Raw genomic sequence first — 16,167 nt, forward strand, 5'->3', positions numbered from 1 at the left:
CATGACCCCAAAAACGACCGGGTTGAAGGCACTATTTCGTTTCAGGGTGGAAACCGGGCCAAAATAACGCTACGTACCGATGAACTGCCCGATTGGTCGCGGGATGGCAAACTAGGGCTTGAAGTGCTGTTCGATGAGAACAGTTATGATGAAATGGAGCAGGCTCTTAAAACGGCCAATACGTTAAGCGATAAATCCGATAATCGATTAATCAAAATCCTGACGGGCGAAAAATCACCAACGTTTTATCCTGAAGCTCCTACCCTCTCGCTGCCCAAACTCAATCCGAGTCAGGTTTCGTCGGTCGAGAAGATCGTAACGGCCAACGAGCTGGCCATTGTGCACGGGCCTCCCGGCACGGGCAAAACCACTACGTTGGTACAGGCCATTAAAGCGCTGATCAAGCAGGATAACCGGAAAATTCTGGTTGTAGCACCCAGCAATACGGCCGTTGACTTATTGAGCGAAAAACTGCACGACGAAGGGCTGAACGTATTACGTGTCGGGAATCCGGCCCGCGTATCGGAACGGTTGATGGCGCTGACATTAGATTACAAAGTGAGCGAGCATCCGTATATGAAAGAAGCCAAAAAGCTAAAAAAGCAAGCCAATGAGTTTCGGAACATGGCGCATAAGTACAAGCGCAATTTTGGCAAAGCGGAGCGCGAGCAACGAAAAGCCCTGTTCGATGAAGCCCACCGGATCATGAAAGACGTAGCGAACTCGGAGCAATACGTAACGGACGATCTGATTGCCAAAGCGCAGGTCATTACCGCTACGTTGGTGGGGGCCAATCATTACACCGTTCGCGATCTGACGTACCATACTGTGGTGATTGACGAAGCCGGACAGGCGCTGGAACCCGCCTGCTGGATTCCGATTCTGAAAGCACAGAAAGTGGTGCTGGCGGGCGATCATTGCCAGTTGCCACCAACCATCAAATCGCCGGAAGCGGCCAGGAAAGGACTGAGTACTACGTTGCTCGAAAAGTGCGTTACGTTGCATCCGGAAGCCGTTACGTTGCTGAATGAGCAGTACCGAATGCACGAACATATCATGGGCTATTCGTCGCAGGTATTTTACCAGAATAAAGTGAAAGCACACGCATCGGTTGCCAGTCACTCGCTGTTTGAAGGGGATACGGCGCTGGAATTTGTCGATACGGCGGGTTGCGGATTTGACGAAAAACTGGATGGCACCAGTTCAACAAACCCCGAAGAAGCCGCACTATTGATACGGCATCTGAGTCAGCGGGTGGCCGATCTGAGTACGCGGTACACGAAAGAAAACTTTCCGACAATCGCCATCATTTCGCCGTATAAACAGCAGATAAATATTCTGAAAGAGCTGTCTCTGCAACATCCTGAACTACAGGCGTATGGCGACAGTATTTCGATCAACACAATTGATAGTTTTCAGGGGCAGGAGCGGGATATTGTTTATATTTCTCTGGTACGTAGCAATACGGAAGGCGACATTGGTTTTCTGGCCGACATTCGCCGAATGAACGTAGCGATGACCCGTGCCCGCAAAAAACTGGTCATTGTTGGCGATAGTGCTACGTTGGCAAACCTTCCGTTTTACGCCGATTTTATTGCCTATTCCGAAAAGCTCAACGCCTATCAAAGTGCCTGGGAGTGGCTGTGAGCCAAACACGTTTGGCCTGTATTCTTACATTTATCACAAAAAACGAACCTTATGAATCCCAATTCTGTAATCCTCAACCCATACCTTTTCTTCGATGGTAACTGCCGCGAAGCAATGGAATTTTATAAGCATGTATTTGGCGGAGAGCTGATGCTCACTACGTTTGGCGAAGGACCTGCCGACGCTCATGCTGACCCGAAAGCGAATAGTGCCGACGTAAAAGACAAAATTATGCACGCCCGCCTTACGGGTGATGTCGTACTACTGGCCAGCGATAACCCGAATGGTACAGAAGCTAAGAATAGCAACCCGTTTAGTTTATCGCTGGAAGGCTCCGACGAGCAGCGTTTGCAGACGTATTTCGACAAACTATCTGAAAATGGGGATGTTAAGGCTCCGCTTGTTAAACAATTCTGGGGAGATGTATTCGGTATGGTAACGGACAGGTTTGGCGTAAACTGGATGGTAACGATCTCAGGTGGCCAACGCTAAGCTTACTTTTTTTGCAGGTGGCGCTGGATTAGACGAAAACAATTATTTTCTCCGGCCAGGACGTAATGCCCAGCCGGAGAAAATCAACGCCAGCCCTTAATTAAGAAATCTGAATTTGGGTTGGAGCCTTGGGGATAGCGTCTTCTTTTTTAGGAAGATCGATGTGCAGAATTCCATCTGCATAGCGGGCTTCAATCCGGTTCTGCGCACAGCTATCTGGCAGCCAGAACGAGCGGGCAAAAGCATGATAACTAAATTCCCGCTTGGTGTACTGCCCATCCTGATCTTTTACCTCCTCCTGGTGTTGCTGCTGAGTAGCAACGGTCAGCTTACCATTATCGAGAGTTAGGGTAAAATCTTCTTTTTTCATGCCGGGTGCAGCCACCTCAATATGGTACCGGTCTGTAGACTCCCTGATGTTGACCGCCGGTATCAACGTACCCACCTGCGACCGGGTTATACCCGGCCAGTTTGTGTTGAAGTTAAATAACTCGTTCATGTCTCTGCCCATGAATTCATCCAGCAGAGAGGGAAGCTTCCCGTTTCCATTGAATTTAACCAGTGACATAGTTAATCTTATCGTTTAAAAGTGAAACATGAAAAGTTTTCGCTCGATACGTAAGCAACACAAATGCCAAACCCTAGCTTATGCATTGACTGACATGGTTTCATGAACAAAATGACAGGGCAAACCAGAAATTTTGTCAGCCAAAAGTCATACTATGTAAACCTTTTGTCATAAAAAATTAAACCGACGCGACACCGACGGCGCAACGACGTACATTGATTGCCCGTCCGGTGTCGTTTTGTCTCGTTTAATGCTTACTTCTTCTCAAGTTTTTTCAACTCCGCTTGAATATACTCTTTCGGTAGCCAGTTCGTACCGATCATTACCCCTTCTATATTCCGGGTCTGCGTAATGTCTTTCAGCGGATTGCCATTGAGCAGTACCAAATCGGATACATTACCAGTTTTGATAGTACCCCAATCGGACTTCTTGAGATACGACGCTACGTTGACAGTTCCGGTACGTAACGTTTCGTAGGGCGTCAGGCCAGCGTCGACCATATACTTCATCTCGTGATGAATCGAAAAGCCGGGTACGTTGAGTACCTGTGGCGCATCGGAGCCTAACAAAATATCCACGCCGTTTTTCTGGCATTCGTAAATCAACTTACGACGTATCTGAATCAGTTTTTCGGCATGTTCCTTCGAAAATTTCGGGTTGTTGTTGTAGCTGTTTTTCGAATTTATCCAGTTCGTCACTTCCTGCGGTTTCATGTATTTGAACTCAGGCGCACTGGCAAATGCATCGGCCGGTAGCGGAGAGAGCCAACGTTCGGCCAATGCCTGCGTAGGCACCACGCGGATATGCTTATCACGCAAACCCTTCACCAGTTTAGGAATCTGCGATTCATCGGCGCGGTAGGCAATCCAGGAACCAAACAAGCCGGTTTCCTGCTCCGCCAACGTGTCAGACCTTGGCACTATGGCTTCAATGAAACCGTCCAGGTGATCAATTGACGAATACTCAGCCTCTATAGCCCGCCAGACACCTACATTGAACGATACGTGCCCAACGAACGGGATACCGACTTCATGGGCTGTTTTAGCAATGGCCGGGAACGTAGCGTTGGTGAGGCCGGGGTGTAGTTTCAGAAAATCATAGCCCGCTGCTTTCTGTTCACGTACCATTTCGGCACCGCGTTCCGGCGTTTTTACGGTTTGCCCGTTGAAGGATGGCCCCGTTGCGTAGAAGTGAGGCCCGAGAATTTCCCCGCTGTTGATTTTACTACGTAGTTCGAGGTGTCTGGGATGGCCGAGCATGCCCCGAATGGTGGTTATTCCATTGACCAGGTATAGCATCAGCACCTCTTTCATCGGTTCGATATCATCGATGGGCGGTACGTGTGCATGAATTTCGGCCCAGCCCGGCGTCAGGTATTTTCCTTTCGCATCGACAACCAGCGCATTGTTGCTAAATTTTACGCTACCCTCCTTTCCCAGTCCGGTTATCCGTCCATTTTTCACGACAACCGTCTGGTTCTCGAGCACCCGTTCCTGGTCCATAGGAATGACATTCACCGATCGAAAAACAATTTCGCGCTGGCCATTACTAACAAGGCTTTGTGCTGGGAGCAGCGAGCATGGGGCGAGGAGCAGGCTGATGAGCAGCGTAAAAAGCAGATTTCGCATACCTTAAATTAGTTTAGAGAATAAGCTTCTGATTAGTAAAGAGATGTCAGGCGGTTTGGATACTGTTGAACAAGCCGATAAATTCATTCCACGATTAGCACAAACGAAGCCTGTTCGGCAATGAATCATTCTGACCACAAAGAGCACAAAGATGAATGATTCGAATCGGCTGTTTGTGGCTCTGTAGTCAATAATTTTATCCTTATGAAAATCAAAGCAATTATAACCGGCACTACGGGTATGGTAGGCGAAGGCGTCTTACTCGAATGTTTACAGCATCCCGACGTTGAGCATATTCTGGTCATCAACCGTAAACCCGGTGGCATATCGCACCCCAAACTAAAAGAAATCATTCATAAGGATTTTTTCGATCTGACATCCATTGAAAGTCAACTGACGGGCTATAATGCCTGTTATTTCTGTCTGGGTGTATCGTCGGTTGGCATGAGCAACGAGGAGTATAAACATCTGACTTACGATCTCACCATGAACGTAGCGCACGTACTGGCGAAACACAATCCGGACATGACCTTCTGCTACGTAACGGGTGCCGGAACCGACAGTACGGAACAGGGAAGCCTTGCCTGGGCGCGCGTAAAAGGCGCTACGGAAAATGCGCTGATGCGCCTGTTCAAAAAAGCGTATATGTTCCGGCCGGGCTTTATGAAAGCGGTGCCCGGCCAGAAAAACGTAAAGAGCTATTATACGCTTCTTGCCTGGCTCTATCCAATCGGTCGGGCGATTTACCCAGCGGGTTTCTGTACATTGCAGGAAGTAGGACAGGCAATGATTAACACCGTTACGAAGGGCTACGAAAAGCAGATTCTGGAGGTAAAAGATATTGTTACGTTAGCCAGGCGATAAAAAACATTGAGCTCAAAATCAGTCGATTGCAGATACAATCACGTAATTGTCGTTACGCGTAATACCGTAAAACACCTGCTTGTTTTTAATGCTTCGATCGATGGAAAAAGCCTGCCCTTCACTGATGGTCGGAATGGTTTTTACGTACTGCAACGTATGGCCTCGCTCCGGTAACTTCAATACGTACATTTCCGGTTTGTCGTGCCCCGTGCAATAGATAAGTTTATCCGCTCCCCAGGTGCCGCCCGACGTACTGTAGGGCGCAAAGGCCTGTAATACGTTCGCCGGAAAAGCCCAGGCTTCCAGTTGTTGCCAGTTTTCGTTGAACTTAACCAGGGTTGTCCAGCGATTGTCACGCCCTTCGGCCGACGCTTTGTTTGAATAATTGGCAAAAGCCACCCACCAGTATCCCTGATAAAAATCAGCCCAGGTAACGGAGCCAGGAAACAGCCCGAAACTGTGATTACCAACGTGTTTTAACGTTCGCGTATCAAAAATCTCGATGGAGCTTGCCATCGGCACATCGGGATAATTCGAGTGTGTGCAATACAATTTCTGACCTACCACAACGCCACTATTCATGTGCTTCAACAAGCCTGTCGTATCATCCCAGGTCGCAACCAGCCTGCCATCGGATTTTACATGTTTCGTTAATGAATGATTATTGATGACATAGAAATACTGCCGATCGACTGCTACGCCCTGCTGCACCTGTTTCGGCTGAAAACGTCGAATTTCGGTTGCTTTTTGCGCATGGCTCCACACAGGACACAGGAGAACGCTCAGATAAAGAACACGATTCATCAGTTGACGTACCTGCATAGGATAAAGTTGGTCTTGTACTGATCGCAAGGTAGAAATCATGCGTTTTTTACTCATAAGCGCCACCACTGAAACCACCGGCAGCAGGTTCACTACGTATCGCCCGGACGGGTAGCTGGTTAGCCGATTAATAAGCTGTTTATAGCCAATCGACTAGCCAAAGAGTTATCTCAATCACCGCTTGTCACAGTTCGGGCAACGAAGCTGTCCTTTTTTGCGTAAAAATTGTTAGTATTGACACAAGGAAACGTATCTATGCCATGAACCGTCTACTCGTCGTATTATTGCTGTCACCACTGCTTTGCTCGGCGCAAACGACGATTGATACGTTACACTGGAGCGCAACCCGACGTCTGCTGCTTTCTGATTTTCATGCTCCCACACATCCAGGCCTGGGCGGATCGGAATTTCACTATCAGATTGGTTATGAAGTGCGGCCAACCTCGATCTGGAGTCAGCCGGTTATTGAATCGTTCTGCCTTATGTTTCGCAACTTATCATGGATTTCCGAAACGGCACGTAACGAACGTACGCTCGTCTATAATCAGTTGTTGTTCGATCTGGTTGAGGTGCATGCCCGACAGATGAAAGCCAAACTCATTGCGCTCGGTATCGACAAAAATTTCAAGCAAAAGGCGAAACAGATTGAATACCTGACCAATTCCGAGCTGGGTGGCGAAGTCAATCGATTCCGGAGCGAGACCGGCGGGGGCGACGATTTGCCGGCTCTTCAACGCTGGCAGCGTCAGGTAGCCAAGCAACTCTACGATACCCCTGACTTAGTAACAACGTACCGGCTATCGAAAATGGGCTATGGTATCTTCCTGAACGGGGGCGTTGCTCTGCCAACAGGTCCTCTGGCTCAAATTATCAATGCTTCGGCGGGTCTTGGCGTCGGTTTGGAAGTTTCCTACCGGCAAAATTTGCTGCTGGCTCAGACAACCATGTTTGGCGGTACAATCCAATCCGGATTTACGTATCAAAATCAATCTTGGGAAACCGGAATTCAGGTTAGTCCAATCGTCGGAGATTTAGCGATTGGGCGCATTTTAACCACTAAAGCGCATAATCGGGTTATTCCGTATGTTGGCTATCGTTATTTCAGCATAATCCCCCGTGACCATAAGAACGAGCGTTATCAGAATTTTTCTATGGAGAGCCATGCACCGACGGCCGGGCTTATCGTCGATTTAAAACTGATGAATAACCTTCGCCGAGCCGACCGATCGGAAGATAACTTCTTATTTCTCAGGACTAAAATATCCTACAGCCCGCTGCTGAAGTCAGAACCTTTCTCCGGCGGACTGATCAACATCCAGATTGGTCTGAGTGGATTTAGCCGGCCTCGCAAAGTGCAATACCAACCCCGACGTACAACGATTTCACCACCTGAAAAGCTGATTTAATTACTTTTCATAACAGCCTGCATCTTAATAATTCCATTAGGAAACAAAAGTTGGGGAGAATTCCCGTAATCGTTATTCTGCAAAAAGTGAGCAGGCACCTCTCACATAGAGGCTTTTTAGGATAAAAAAAAGACTTATTCTCCAGTTAAAGCGGTTTGCTTTTTTATTACAGTAAGGTCTGATACTGATCCAGCAGAAGCAAAGCAGACTTTTCAGCCATATTCGTCAGCGCACCCAATAAGTCAGTCCCACTCTCATTTAGATAGAGGATTCATTCTGGCAATTTCCCGGAAAAGACACTTCGGGGCAGAAAGCGTAATTCCCTGAGTCGTCGATCGGGCACCTTAATAACAAATTAGACCTGACTTCCCTAAGTTAATAACCTGAAAATAAACTAACCAAGCAGGCCCTGGTGAATTCATGGGCTACTCCTACTTATCAGTACGAACTGGCCAACAGGGCCTGAAGACATTTTTTCATAAATAAGATTAGTGTAAACTAAAAATATACATTTTTTTCATATTAAAACAAAATTTTTAATCATTTTTCTTTTTTTTGATCAATTATTCTATTTTTGTTAATATAAAGTTGCATGTTCATATGTTAGAATTTAATTTAATATGATGGTTTTTATTGATGGTTTTAAACAAGGCATTTGGTATGAAAATGTAGGATTTTGGATTAAAACGTATGAATCAGCCTTCGAGAAGTTAACCCAACTGGTAGCCGATAAGTGGAGCCTGTCAGTAGCTATTCTTGTTGACAAAGGGGAGTGTATACACTTACCCATTGAGGCCTTTGATGGCCAACCCATTCAAGCCCAAATTGAAGCCTTAGAACAGGAATGGACCCAGCTTTTGGAAGCCAAACCTCAATGAGCCAGTCCATCGCTCCTCGATGGACTGGCTACATTTGCCTGGAGACTGTTTTTATGCAGATTTGGGGCAAACTTCGATTTGATCATGGTTAAACGACGCGTGCACCAGCTCGGTTAGCCACCTTCGAGTATAGTGAAGGCTGGTACAACGGCACAGGCCGCCCTGCGCCAGCGGAAACATTCGTCGTTGGGCTACCGCAGCCTATTCAACAGGAATCTTATTTTTAGACCTCATCGATGGCTGCTTAAGAAAAATCTCCACTATACTGTTGCAAGTCCACTTCGCCTAATAGATAGCAGGTGAGAGGCTATGTCATATTGTAATCTGTCTACTAGTGCGTAACTCATCACGTTGAGAATGGTCATCTTGTCATGTCGGGAATTCTTACCAACTTCTATTTGCTAAATTACCATTACCTATTTATTATGTTTTCTTACAGAAGCGGCTTTACTAGGGCTGCTTCCGCATTTTTTGTATCTTCGGCAACAGTCAGAGCCAGAACCTAATCAACTCATTTTACAATCACTTGTCCTACATGGATTCCAGACGGGATTTTCTCAAGAAAGCTGCCCTTTTATCAGCCAGTCTACCGGGTGTATTGCCCGAATCGATCCAAAAGGCATTTGCCATTGATCCGCAACCCGGTACTACGTATCTGGACGCCGAACACGTTGTGATTCTGATGCAGGAAAACCGTTCATTCGATCATACCTACGGAGCCTTGCAGGGTGTTCGGGGCTTCAACGATCCCAGAGCCATCGACCTGCCAAACAAAAACAAAGTCTGGCTACAGACCAACGCGGCTAATGAAACTTTCGCCCCGTTTCGGCTGAACATAAAAGATACCAAAGCAACCTGGATGAGTTCATTGCCCCACTCCTGGGAAAATCAGGTTGATGCACGTAACGATGGACGCTACAACGGCTGGCTCGAAGCCAAGAAATCTGGTCACAAAGAATACGCACACATGCCCCTGACGATGGGCTACTACAACCGCGACGATCTGCCGTTTTATTACGCACTGGCCGATGCGTTCACGGTTTGCGACCAAAATTTCTGCTCGTCGTTAACAGGCACAACCCCCAATCGACTATACTTCTGGACAGGTTCCGTCCGCGACCCGCGCGATTCGAAGGCGATGGCCAACGTACGTAACGAAAACGTTGACTACGAACGCGAAGTTAGCTGGACGACATTTCCTGAGCGACTGGAAGATTCAGGCGTTACGTGGAAAATTTACCAGAACGAAATCAGTTTACCGACGGGTCTGGCGGGCGAAGCCGATGCCTGGCTGGGCAACTTTACCGACAACCCAATCGAGTGGTTTTCACAGTATCAGGTTCGGTTCCACCCGGCTTATTATCCGTTTATTCAGCGAGAAGAGAAAGCGCTTCCCGGACGTATTGAGGCATTGGAAACGAAGCTGAAAGCAATGGCCGAAAGCGATAAAGACTATGCCCGCACCAAGCGGGAACTGGCGCAGCAACAGCACTGGCAAAAACTGATTCAGGACGATCTGGTGAAGTATACGCCTGAGAAATTTAACCAATTGTCGCAACGAGAGAAAAATCTCTGCCAGAAAGCGTTTGCGACGAATGTCGGCGATCCGGATTATCATACCTTAACGACACTAACGTATCAGGATGGCGGTACCAAACGCGAGGTACAAGTACCCAAAGGAGACGTACTGCATCAGTTCAGAAGCGATGTAAAGAATCAAAAACTACCTACTGTCTCCTGGCTGGTAGCGCCCGAAAACTTCTCTGACCATCCGGGTGCCCCCTGGTACGGTGCCTGGTATCTGTCGGAAGTACTGGACATTCTGACGCAGAATCCAGACGTCTGGAAAAAGACAATTTTTATTCTGGCTTACGACGAAAACGACGGTTATTTCGACCACGTACCGCCTTTCCTTCCCGCTCACCCCGATCAGCCCGAAACCGGCCTCACCAGCAAAGGCATCGACACGCGACTGGAATTTGTTACGCAGGAACAGGAGGCCAAACGGCCAAACAAAGGACGTACCGGACCGATTGGCTTAGGCTACCGGGTGCCGCTGGTCATTGCATCACCCTGGAGCCGTGGCGGTTACGTATGCTCCGAAGTTTTTGACCATACATCGACGCTTCAGTTTCTGGAGAAATTTTTAAGTCATAAAAAAGGCCAGAAAATTGAGGAGTCGAATATCAGCGCCTGGCGACGTACTGTTTGTGGCGACCTGACGTCGGCGTTCCGTCCGTATCAGGGCGAAAAAATCAAACTTCCGGCCTTTGTGGGCAAAGAAGCGTTTATCGAGAGTATTCATAAAGCGCAGTTCAAACCCGTCCCATCGGGTTATAAAGCCTTCAGTGCCGATGAAATACGCCAGATCAATCAGGACCCCGTCGTTTCTGAACACATCCCCAACCAGGAAAAAGGCGTACGCCCAGCCAATGCGCTGCCCTACGAACTATATGCTGACGGACGTAGTGATGGGAAGCAATTTATGCTGACGATGGCGGCTAGAAACGAAGTGTTTGGTAAACAATCCCTGAGCGCGCCCTTTCAGGTCTATCAGCTATTGAACGACGACGTAGCGCTACGTTCGTACACCGTTGCCGCTGGCGATCAACTGTCAGATTCCTGGCCAGTCGACACCCCTTATCAGTTACGTATTTACGGCCCGAACGGTTTTTTCCGTGAATTCAAAGGAGGACCCAATAACCCGCCCGTTGAAATTACCTGCGAGTATGAGCGAAATGTGAAAAAGCAGCTTACCGGCAACGTAGTGGTGAAGCTTAAAAATACCGACGCTCAGCGAACGCATCAGGTACAACTTATTGATAATGCATATCATACCAAAGGCGAGCAGAAACTACTGGAAAAGGCAGGCACAAAAGGTGCTCAGCAAATGCTGGTATTGAATCTGAAAAATAGCCACAACTGGTACGATTTCAGCGCAAAGGTGGCGGGTTTCGATTCCTTTGAACAACAATATGCCGGTCGCGTGGAAACGGGTAAATCAGGCTATACTGACCCGCTGATGGCAGGAACGATTGTCCAGTTAATGAGTGAAAGAGCGAAAGAATAAAAGGGCGAAATTGATGCGCCAGCCACTCTTTCACTCATTCAATCTTTCGCTCTTTCACCCTTTGACACATGCCTGAATTAAAAAAAGCGTTAAAACCTGTTCATCTGTGGGCCATTGGCGTTGGGCTGGTCATTTCAGGCGAGTATTTTGGCTGGAATTATGGCTGGGGCGTTGCCGGAACGGTTGGGTTGCTCATTGCTGCCCTGATCATTACGGTACTGTATTTCACATTCATTTTTAGTTTCACCGAACTAACAACGGCTATTCCGAACGCGGGCGGTCCGTTTGCGTACGCGTTCCAGGCTTTTGGCCCAATTGGCGCGCTAATTGCCGGTTATGCTACGGTGATCGAGTTTTTGTTTGCAACACCCGCCATTGCGCTGGCACTGGGTAGCTACGTCCATTTTCTGTATCCATCCATACCCGTCGTCCTGTGTTCGGTGTTATCCTTCGTCGTTTTTACACTGATTAATTTACTTGGCATTCAGGAAGCGGCCTGGTTCTCGCTCATTATGACGCTGATTGCTATTGGCGAATTGCTGCTATTTATGGGCGTTGTGTTTCCGCACACCAGCCTCAATACGTTTCTGCACAATCCGATGCCCTTTGGCTGGGGTGGTGTTTTTGCGGCCTTACCGTTTGCCATCTGGTTATTTGTTTGTCTGGAGGGCGTAGCGATGGTGGCTGAAGAAGTGGAAGATCAGAAAAGCGCCATTGCAAAAGGATATATTTCGGCCGTAACGACCATTGCGGTGCTGGCTTTGACGGTTATGATTAGCGTAGGCGGCATCACTAATTGGGAAAACCTGGACCACCTCGACTATCCCATGCCTGAAGCCGTAGCCATCGTGCTCGGTCGGCAGAATCCGCTGACCAAATTCTTTGCCAGCGTTGGTTTGTTTGGCCTCATTGCTTCCTTTCACGGTATCATTATCAGTTATTCGCGACAGATTTTTGCGTTGGCACGTAGCGGCTACTTACCACGCGTTTTGTCGACGGTGAGCAAAAAAAGGCAGGTGCCGTATTGGGCTTTACTGGTCGGTGCCCTGTTCGGAATCCTGGCGCTTGTCCTGTTAAATACCAGCCACCTGGTTGTTCTTTCAACGATTGGCGCTGTCGTTGTCTACATCATCAGCATGCTGGCGCTGTTCCGGCTTCGACAAACGCAGCCCAACATGCCCCGATCCTTCAAAGCACCTTTTTACCCCGTTTTTCCGGCCATTGCCTTATTGCTGGCGGTTGTCGCCTTAGCTGCCATGCTCTATTTTTATAGCTGGCTGAGTCTGTTGTTTCTTGGCGGATTGATTATAGTTGCGGGCTTGTTCTACATAACGGGTCAATACAAAAGGAGCATGCAGGAATGGCCGACCGACGTAACGGCCAATTGATAGAAAGAATGTCTGTTTATCTCTAAATCAAGCCAATAACTACTGCCAAAACCAGACCTCATCATGGCGTATCACTGTACCGTCGGTGGTTTTACGTATCGCTTCAACGATTTGAAAGAGCTACTGGCCAAAGCAAGTCCGCTACGTTCGGGTGATGCACTGGCCGGATTGACAGCCGAACGATACGAAGAGCGTGTAGCCGCTCAAATGGCCCTGGCAGATTTACCACTCACTACGTTCCTGAACGAAGCCGTTATTCCGTACGAGCAAGACGACGTAACGCGCCTGATTATTGATACGCACAACAAAACAGCCTTTACACCGATCAGCCATTTCACGGTAGGCGATCTGCGGGACTGGCTACTGAGCGACGAAGCCGACACCGCTACGTTACAACAACTGGCACCCGGACTTACACCCGAAATGGTAGCTGCCGTATCGAAACTGATGCGCAATCAGGATTTGATTCTGGTGGCAAAAAAGTGTGAAGTAATTACACGATTTCGAAATACGATTGGGTTGCGAGGGCATTTGTCCGTCCGGTTACAGCCTAACCATCCGGTTGATGATAGGAAGGGAATTGCCGCCAGTATGATCGATGGGTTGCTCTATGGCAGTGGCGACGCGATGATTGGGATTAATCCCGCTACGGACAGTCCGGCTGCTACGTCCCGGCTGCTGCACATGATTGACGAGATTCGCGAGCGGTTTGCTATCCCGACGCAGAGCTGTGTATTGAGCCATATTACCACTACGTTGCAACTGGTGAAGCAGAAAACGCCCGTCGATCTGATTTTTCAGTCGATTGCCGGTACCGAAAAAGCGAATGCGAGCTTTGGCGTTACGTTGCCGCTTTTGCAGGAAGCCTATGAAGCGGGATTAGCGTTGAAACGCGGAACACTTGGCAACAATCTGATGTATTTTGAAACGGGTCAGGGCAGTGCGTTATCGTCCGGTGCGCATCATAACGTTGATCAGCAAACCTGCGAAGTACGGGCGTATGCGGTTGCCCGGCACTACAACCCGTTTCTGGTCAATTCCGTCGTTGGGTTTATCGGTCCCGAATATTTGTTCGATGGCAAGCAGATTATCCGGGCGGGACTCGAAGATCATTTTTGCGGAAAACTGATGGGCTTACCAATGGGCATGGACATTTGCTACACCAACCACGCACAGGCTGATCAGGACGATATGGATACGTTGCTGACGTTGCTGGGCGTAGCAGGCATCAATTTTATCATGGGGGTTCCAGGAGCCGACGACATCATGCTGAACTATCAGTCAACGTCTTTCCACGATGCCCTTTATTTGCGCCGGATACTTGGCCTGCGCCCGGCGCCGGAATTTGAAGAATGGCTGCTTCGCCAGGGCATTATGGACGCTCAAGGCTACCGGCTGGGTAAAGGCACGGGCCGCAGAGAATTGCCGGGATGGCAAGGATTGTTTACTAATACGTAATACCCCATGCCACCTGCAATTCCTTACCTAAAAACCGATGAATGAGCTAAAAAAAACAGGCGCTGACGCCGACGAATGGGAGAGTTTAAAAGCTTATACGAACGCCCGCATTGCGCTCGGCCGTACCGGCGTTTCTATTCCACTTCGGGAGTCGCTCCGGTTCAAACTCGCTCATGCGCACGCCAAAGACGCGGTCTATTCTAACCTGGATATTGCTGAATTACAGACGACTTTAGCCCCTGCGAATCTCCCCATTCACTACGTTCGGAGTCGGGCCGAAAACCGCGATACGTTTCTGCAACGACCGGATTTAGGCCGCTTACTGGACGATACATCTACCGAAAAACTTCAGCAGCTTAACCTCCCTCCTGCCGACATTAGTCTGATTATTGCCGATGGGCTTTCAGCAACAGCGGTCATGCAGAATGCGGCTCCTGTAGTCAATTCGCTCGTCGAAAAAATACGGCAGGCGGGCTACTCACTCGCGCCTGTTATAGTGGTCGAGCAGGGACGTGTTGCCATCATGGACGCTATCGGGGGCTTGCTACGTTCGCAACTGGCCATTATTCTGATTGGGGAACGCCCAGGCCTTAGCTCGTTCGACAGCATGGGTGCCTACATTACGTATGCGCCACAACCCGGCCTTACCGACGAACGACGCAACTGCATTTCGAACATTCGGGAACAGGGTTTGCCGCCTGCTATGGCCGTAGACAAGTTGCTATATCTGATTCAGTCAGCTTTCCGGCTGCAACTGACCGGGGTAGCCTTGAAAGATAACGACGGACTTCTGGAGTGACATTCTCCTGAAAATCGTCGCTCTGCTTAGCAAACGAATTTTACTCGTTCGCTAAACTTTTGGCAGGGTTCGCGGCTTAGGTAGTTACTCAACGCCGATACGCATGGCCAAAACGAATAAATCGATTTACAGTGCACTCATAGCGAACCTGCTCATCGCCATTACCAAGTTTACGGCGGGTGGTTTCACAAACAGTTCTTCCATGATTTCGGAAGGGGTGCATTCCGTAGTCGATACAGTTAATCAGCTTTTACTGCTTTATGGGCTGAAGCGTAGTAAAAAGCCTGCCGATATCAAAAGACCGTTTGGCTATGGCAGAGAATTGTACTTCTGGTCGTTCATCGTTTCAATTCTCATCTTTGGTCTGGGTGGCGGTATTTCCATTTACACAGGTGTCCTGCATATCCTTGATCCTGAGCCACTAACAGATCCCACCTGGAACTACGTGGTACTCGGCCTGTCTATCCTTTTTGAAGGCAGCTCATTAATTATAGCCATTAAAGAATTCAATGCTGTTCGGGGTAAAGATTCCTTCTGGGAAGCTATTATCAAAAGTAAAGATCCCAGCAGTTTTGTGGTTTTATTTGAAGACAGTGCCGCCGTAATGGGCTTAGCCATCGTTGCCGTTTTTATGGTCGTCGAGCATCAATACAATCTCCCTGTGCTGGATGGTGTCGCTTCGGTACTGGTGGGATTATTGCTCGTATTTGCCTCGTTTATACTTGCCCGCGAAAGCCATAGTTTGCTAATGGGCGAGGGGATTTCCGATGAAACGCGTAAGCGAATAAAACGTTTGGCTGAAAACGATCTGGCTGTTGATAAAGTACTAAGCATCTTATCGACCTATCAGGCACCGGAAGAAGTTCTGCTTATGCTTATTATCGCCTTTCGACCCGACCTGGAAACGGACGATATTACGGAAGCCATTGATCGCATTCGTGAATCGGTAAAAAGAGAATTCAGGCTCGTTCGCTTCGTCATCATTCAGCCGGACGAATATGAAGCTGCCAGACAGTCGGTTTAAAGTTAAAAAACCCCCTAAATCCCCTGAAGGGGACTTTGTCTGCGAGTGAGCAAAGTCCCCTTCAGGGGATTTAGGGGGTTTAGTAAAATGACGCTATACCTTTCGGACAATCAACTCAGGCTC

The 16,167-nt window shown here is 48.4% G+C and carries 13 protein-coding genes; 10 read left to right on the plus strand and 3 right to left on the minus strand.

Translation table 11 applies throughout. The annotated features are described in order from the left end of the window. Both ACOJS8_RS15745 and ACOJS8_RS15750 read left to right on the plus strand, forming a co-directional pair. Window positions 1–1,647: AAA domain-containing protein (locus ACOJS8_RS15745; RefSeq protein ID WP_420149499.1), on the plus strand; the 1,647-nt coding region annotated here is incomplete at its 5' end. Window positions 1,648–1,698: 51 nt separating this feature from the next. Continuing rightward, window positions 1,699–2,139, plus strand: a complete 441-nt coding sequence (locus tag ACOJS8_RS15750; RefSeq protein WP_420149500.1) for a VOC family protein — start codon at window positions 1,699–1,701, stop codon at window positions 2,137–2,139. Between the two features lie 100 nt (window positions 2,140–2,239). Here the strand turns inward: ACOJS8_RS15750 and ACOJS8_RS15755 are convergent, their stop codons facing one another. Together ACOJS8_RS15755 and ACOJS8_RS15760 are read right to left on the minus strand one after the other, a co-directional pair. Then, window positions 2,240–2,707, minus strand: a complete 468-nt coding sequence (locus tag ACOJS8_RS15755) for an Hsp20/alpha crystallin family protein (protein ID WP_420149501.1) — start codon at window positions 2,705–2,707, stop codon at window positions 2,240–2,242. A 254-nt stretch (window positions 2,708–2,961) separates the two neighbouring features. Continuing rightward, window positions 2,962–4,335, minus strand: coding sequence for an amidohydrolase family protein (locus ACOJS8_RS15760; protein ID WP_420149502.1), 1,374 nt, complete (start codon window positions 4,333–4,335; stop codon window positions 2,962–2,964). A gap of 204 nt (window positions 4,336–4,539) precedes the next feature. On the opposite strand from ACOJS8_RS15760, the gene ACOJS8_RS15765 reads away from it, so the two are divergent. Next, on the plus strand, window positions 4,540–5,199 hold the full coding sequence (locus ACOJS8_RS15765; RefSeq protein WP_420149503.1) for an NAD-dependent epimerase/dehydratase family protein: 660 nt from the start codon (window positions 4,540–4,542) through the stop codon (window positions 5,197–5,199). 18 nt (window positions 5,200–5,217) lie between these two features. Here the strand turns inward: ACOJS8_RS15765 and ACOJS8_RS15770 are convergent, their stop codons facing one another. Next, window positions 5,218–6,021 (minus strand): hypothetical protein, encoded by an 804-nt coding sequence (locus tag ACOJS8_RS15770; protein ID WP_420149504.1) that lies wholly within the window; start codon window positions 6,019–6,021, stop codon window positions 5,218–5,220. 260 nt (window positions 6,022–6,281) lie between these two features. On the opposite strand from ACOJS8_RS15770, the gene ACOJS8_RS15775 reads away from it, so the two are divergent. The 7 genes from ACOJS8_RS15775 to ACOJS8_RS15805 all read left to right on the plus strand — a co-directional run bounded on the left by ACOJS8_RS15775 (window position 6,282) and on the right by ACOJS8_RS15805 (window position 16,044). Beyond that, a complete protein-coding gene (locus ACOJS8_RS15775; protein WP_420149505.1) occupies window positions 6,282–7,427 on the plus strand; it encodes a hypothetical protein in 1,146 nt (381 codons plus the stop codon). A gap of 620 nt (window positions 7,428–8,047) precedes the next feature. After that, a complete protein-coding gene (locus tag ACOJS8_RS15780; protein WP_420149506.1) occupies window positions 8,048–8,305 on the plus strand; it encodes a hypothetical protein in 258 nt (85 codons plus the stop codon). A gap of 535 nt (window positions 8,306–8,840) precedes the next feature. After that, a complete protein-coding gene (locus ACOJS8_RS15785) occupies window positions 8,841–11,375 on the plus strand; it encodes a phosphocholine-specific phospholipase C (protein ID WP_420149507.1) in 2,535 nt (844 codons plus the stop codon). A 68-nt stretch (window positions 11,376–11,443) separates the two neighbouring features. Further along, entirely contained in the window at window positions 11,444–12,763 is a 1,320-nt protein-coding gene (gene eat, locus ACOJS8_RS15790) for an ethanolamine permease (protein ID WP_420149508.1), read from the plus strand. Window positions 12,764–12,826: 63 nt separating this feature from the next. Continuing rightward, on the plus strand, window positions 12,827–14,221 hold the full coding sequence (locus ACOJS8_RS15795; protein WP_420149509.1) for an ethanolamine ammonia-lyase subunit EutB: 1,395 nt from the start codon (window positions 12,827–12,829) through the stop codon (window positions 14,219–14,221). A 37-nt stretch (window positions 14,222–14,258) separates the two neighbouring features. Continuing rightward, on the plus strand, window positions 14,259–15,020 hold the full coding sequence (gene eutC / locus ACOJS8_RS15800; RefSeq protein ID WP_420149510.1) for an ethanolamine ammonia-lyase subunit EutC: 762 nt from the start codon (window positions 14,259–14,261) through the stop codon (window positions 15,018–15,020). Between the two features lie 103 nt (window positions 15,021–15,123). Then, the gene (locus tag ACOJS8_RS15805; protein WP_420149511.1) at window positions 15,124–16,044 is read left to right on the plus strand and encodes a cation diffusion facilitator family transporter; all 921 of its coding nucleotides are present in this window, start codon (window positions 15,124–15,126) and stop codon (window positions 16,042–16,044) included. The last annotated feature ends 123 nt before the right edge of the window (window positions 16,045–16,167 follow it).

The sequence above is a fragment of the Spirosoma sp. genome (assembly GCF_048594605.1).
In the GTDB taxonomy this organism is placed as follows: Bacteria; Bacteroidota; Bacteroidia; order Cytophagales; family Spirosomataceae; genus Spirosoma.